Here is a 4,471-nt window from a genome sequence, read left to right on the forward strand (position 1 = left end):
ATGGAAAAAGAATTCATTTTCTTCAAGTAGATCATCAGTCATTTGATCTTTTGTCACTTTTAGCATGCCTTCTTTAAATGGCTCGACTAAATTAATATTATTCATACCTTCAAAGGTTAACAAAATAAAGTTTTTATGACGACGTACAGATTCAATAGTCACCCATGTTGGCTTTTTATCGTCTTTTTTAAAGGCAGCAAGCTTATTCCCTACTGCAAAACGTTCTTCTTCAAAGTCTGTTGTCGATAGCACACGTATTTCACCACGAATACCATGTGTATTGACTATACGACCTACATTAAACCATTCCATTCAACTTTCACCTCGTAAAAAACATACTTGTCTTCACAAAGCATCTTGCGTAGCATTTTCACTTCTATCACTGTTAGCAGAATTGCTTTGGAAGAACGTAGTTTTAGCTAAGACTAATTTGTCTTGTATTATCAATATAAGCAATTACCATTAGCTATAATCTTTAATTATGCTTTATTTTGTGCTTGTCCTTAGAGCTACAGGTTGTTAGCTTTCACTAATCAAACATTTACAGCAGCTCATCTACCACCTAACTTTGGTTTCAGTATACAGTTGGCATTACAGCTTGTTCATGCGGAATAAAGCGCTTCTATTGCGAAAAAAGATAAAAAAAGGAAGGAACCTACAAGCTCCCTCCTTCTTCGTCCAGATTTTACGCTTCATGCTAAAAGGCCACTTCGAACTCCTAAGCGACATGTAACCACATCTATCAGGATCCAAAAGTACTTAGTGCAAGAGCGTAAACATCTTTTCTATTAATCCAATATATCGACGTAGGTCTTCTTTTGATGGTGACTACCTGCCGCTGAATAAACAATTGTACGAATCGCTTTCGCTACTCGCCCTTGCTTGCCTATGACTTTCCCTCGATCCTCTGGATGAACAAAAAGTTTATAAACAATTCGATTTGCATTTTCATCCGTCTCAATACGAACTTCTTCTGGATAATCGACTAACGGTAAAACGATTGCTTCAATCAGCTGCTTCAAAGACGTCGCCCCCGATTATTTACTGAATTTTTGGTTATGGAATTTTTCCATGATTCCTTGTTCTGAGAACAGGTTACGTACTGTATCTGATGGTTTTGCACCGTCAGCTAACCATTTAAGAGCTTTCTCTTCATCAATGTTTACAGTAGCTGGTTGAGTTAGTGGGTTGTAAGTACCAACTGTTTCAATTGAACGACCGTCACGTGGTGAACGAGCGTCTGCAACTACGATACGATAGAAAGGAGATTTTTTAGCTCCCATACGTTTTAAGCGAATTTTAACTGCCATTTTAATAGCACCTCCGAATAAGTTTCACACAAGATAGTATATTATCAATGTTTAGGTTGTTTGTAAAGTGTTTTTTCTTAACACCTAAAAATTATTATTTAAACAATGAATCAAAGCCTGGTAATTTCATTTTTTTCTTCCCTTTACCACTTGCCATTCCAGTCATTTGCTTCATCATTTTTTTCATTTCATCAAATTGCTTGATCAGACGATTAACCTCTTGAATAGACGTCCCTGAGCCTTTAGCAATACGTTTTTTACGGCTACCATTAATAATCTCGGGGTTGGTCTTTTCAGCAGGCGTCATGGAATAAATAATAGCCTCCACCCGTCCCATTTGCTTATCATCGACTTTTACATTGTCTAAGCCTTTAATTTTATTTGCACCAGGAAGCATTTTTAATATTTCATCAAGAGGTCCCATTTTCTTGACTTGCTGTAATTGTTCAACAAAATCATCAAATGTAAAGGTTTGAGACTTGAACTTTTCTTCAAGTTCTTTTGCCTTTGCCTCATCAACCGTTGCTTGGGCTTTCTCGATTAATGACAGCACATCACCCATACCTAAAATACGTGATGCCATACGTTCTGGGTGGAATGGCTCCAGCGCATCCATCTTTTCGCCCATCCCAACAAATTTAATTGGCTTTTGAGTCACAGAACGGATAGATAGTGCCGCACCACCACGTGTATCACCATCAAGCTTTGTTAAAACTACCCCAGTAATGCCGATTGCTTCATTAAAGCTTTCTGCTACATTGACTGCATCCTGACCTGTCATGGCATCAACAACAAGAAATACTTCATCTGGCTCTTTTAACGCACGAATATCCTTTAATTCCTGCATTAAGTCCTCATCTATATGCAAACGACCTGCCGTATCGATGATCACGACATCATGATGCTCTTCTTTCGCCTTTTCAATAGCCTGACGTGCAATTTCTACTGGAGAAATGTCAGTACCTAATGCAAAAACAGGTATCGATAACTGTTTACCTAATGTCTCTAATTGTTGAACGGCTGCCGGACGATACACGTCAGCGGCAACTAGCAATGGCTTACGATTATATTTTTTACGTAATACATTTGCCAATTTACCTGTAGTTGTCGTTTTCCCTGCACCTTGTAGACCGACCATCATAATGACAGTTGGTGGCTTTGTATTAAACTTAATGGGGCTTTGTTCGCCACCCATTAATTCTGTTAATTCATCTTGTACAATTTTAATAACTTGCTGACCTGGTGTTAAGCTTTGCATAACATCAACACCAACAGCACGTTCACTTACCTTTTTTACGAATTCTTTGACTACTTTTAAGTTAACATCCGCCTCAATTAAAGCAAATCGGACTTCTCGCATCATTTCTTTGACATCTTGCTCTGATACTTTCCCTTTGCCTTTAATCTTTTGGATCGTTCCTTGGAGTCGTTCCGCTAATCCTTCAAAAGCCATTGCTTTCGCCTCCTAATCCCATTCTTTCAGCTGTTCTATAAGCGCTAACTGTTCTTCAACTGTCATGGTTTTTTCTGTTATTCCTGCTGTTAATTGCGACAGCATTTGGGTACGTTGTTGAAATTTTTCAAGTAAACATAATTTTTCTTCATATTCCTCAAGCATCGCTTCTGTTCGACGAATATTATCGTAAACAGCTTGGCGTGAAACACCATACGATTCAGCGATTTCTCCTAGAGAGTTATCATCCAAATAGTATAGTTCCATATAACTTCTTTGCTTATCTGTTAATAATGCTTGATAAAAGTCGAAGAGAAAGTTCATGCGTGTTGTTTTTTCAAGTAGCATCGAATGTTTCTCCTCCCGCTATTAGTCATTTGTATCATAACGAAAAGCGCCCGTCTGTGTCAAGGTAATCTCCTTGTCTAAAAGCCTAAATTGCCGCGTTCAGGCTTCTTCGCCTTTAGCTAGTATTTCTCTTTTAAACAAGTTAACTTACCTATACACAGTCGAGCGTTTTATAAAAATTACTCAGCCATATCGCTATTCATCATCACTATTTTGTAATTCTTTATCTAAACCATCTGCAAATAAACCATAAACATAGCGTTCTGCATCGAATGGCTGTAGATCATCCATTTTCTCACCAAGGCCAACAAATTTCACAGGAATGTGTAACTTGTTACGAATAGCAAGGACAATACCGCCCTTTGCAGTTCCATCAAGCTTTGTTAAGACAATACCGGTTACATTTGTTGCTTCTTTAAAAGTCTGTGCTTGAACAAGCGCGTTTTGACCTGTTGTAGCATCTAATGCTAATAATACTTCATGTGGAGCGTTTGGAATTTCACGTGAAATAACACGATGTACCTTTTCTAGCTCATTCATTAAGTTCACTTTATTTTGCAAACGTCCTGCCGTATCACAAATTAACACATCGGCTTTTCTATTTTTTGCTGCACGAATGGCGTCATACATCACTGCCGCTGGGTCAGAGCCCTCAGATTGTTTAATAACTTCACAACCAACACGATCGCCCCACACTTGTAATTGATCAATAGCACCAGCACGGAACGTATCACCTGCAGCTAAAACAACCGTTTTTCCTTGAGATTTTAAACGGTGCGCTAGTTTACCAATCGTAGTCGTTTTCCCCACACCATTTACCCCAACAAATAGGATAACTGTCAATTCACCCTCTGGCTGCAAATTAAGCTCAATTAAATCTTGTTCGCCTTGCTCATAAATTTCTACAAGCTTCTCTGAAATAACTGCCTGGATGCCATTCGTATCTTTAATATTTTTACGTTGAACTTCGAAACGTAGTTTATCCATGAGTTCCATAACCGTTTCAAAACCGACATCAGCTTGTAAAAGTAAATCCTCTAATTCTTCAAAGAAATCCTCATCTACTTTACGGTAACGAGCAACAAGGTCATTCACTTTGGAAGTAAAGGAATTACGCGTTTTTTCAAGACCAGCCTTGAATTTTTGTGTAATAGACCAAGCAGATGGCTTTTTTTCCTCTACCGGTGTGTCCTCAATTACCGCTAGCTCCCGTATTTCTGCCTGTTCTTCCTCTATATCGAATGAGGGCTCTACTTCTGCTTCTTTCACCATTTCCATTGCTGGAGACTCTTCTACTTGTTCAGGCACTTCTACATCAACAGTCTCAATGGCAGCAGGTTCATTTGACTCCTCTAGCTCT

General features: G+C 38.6%; 6 protein-coding genes. All 6 read right to left on the reverse strand.

The window, feature by feature from the left end:
- On the reverse strand, positions 1–312 hold a 312-nt coding region (gene rimM, locus RT445_RS23085), incomplete at its 3' end, for a ribosome maturation factor RimM (RefSeq protein ID WP_313471680.1).
- 476 nt (positions 313–788) lie between these two features.
- Positions 789–1,022 (reverse strand): KH domain-containing protein, encoded by a 234-nt coding sequence (locus tag RT445_RS23090; RefSeq protein WP_004269410.1) that lies wholly within the window; start codon positions 1,020–1,022, stop codon positions 789–791.
- A gap of 15 nt (positions 1,023–1,037) precedes the next feature.
- Positions 1,038–1,310: a 30S ribosomal protein S16 gene (gene rpsP, locus RT445_RS23095; RefSeq protein ID WP_024362057.1), complete on the reverse strand. Its 273-nt coding sequence runs from the start codon at positions 1,308–1,310 to the stop codon at positions 1,038–1,040.
- 94 nt (positions 1,311–1,404) lie between these two features.
- Entirely contained in the window at positions 1,405–2,763 is a 1,359-nt protein-coding gene (ffh, locus tag RT445_RS23100) for a signal recognition particle protein (protein WP_274795942.1), read from the reverse strand.
- A 12-nt stretch (positions 2,764–2,775) separates the two neighbouring features.
- On the reverse strand, positions 2,776–3,111 hold the full coding sequence (locus RT445_RS23105) for a putative DNA-binding protein (protein WP_274795941.1): 336 nt from the start codon (positions 3,109–3,111) through the stop codon (positions 2,776–2,778).
- A 195-nt stretch (positions 3,112–3,306) separates the two neighbouring features.
- On the reverse strand, positions 3,307–4,471 hold a 1,165-nt coding region (ftsY, locus tag RT445_RS23110), incomplete at its 5' end, for a signal recognition particle-docking protein FtsY (protein WP_313471683.1).

This window comes from Lysinibacillus sp., assembly GCF_032093475.1.
Lineage (GTDB): Bacteria > Bacillota > Bacilli > Bacillales_A > Planococcaceae > Lysinibacillus > Lysinibacillus irui.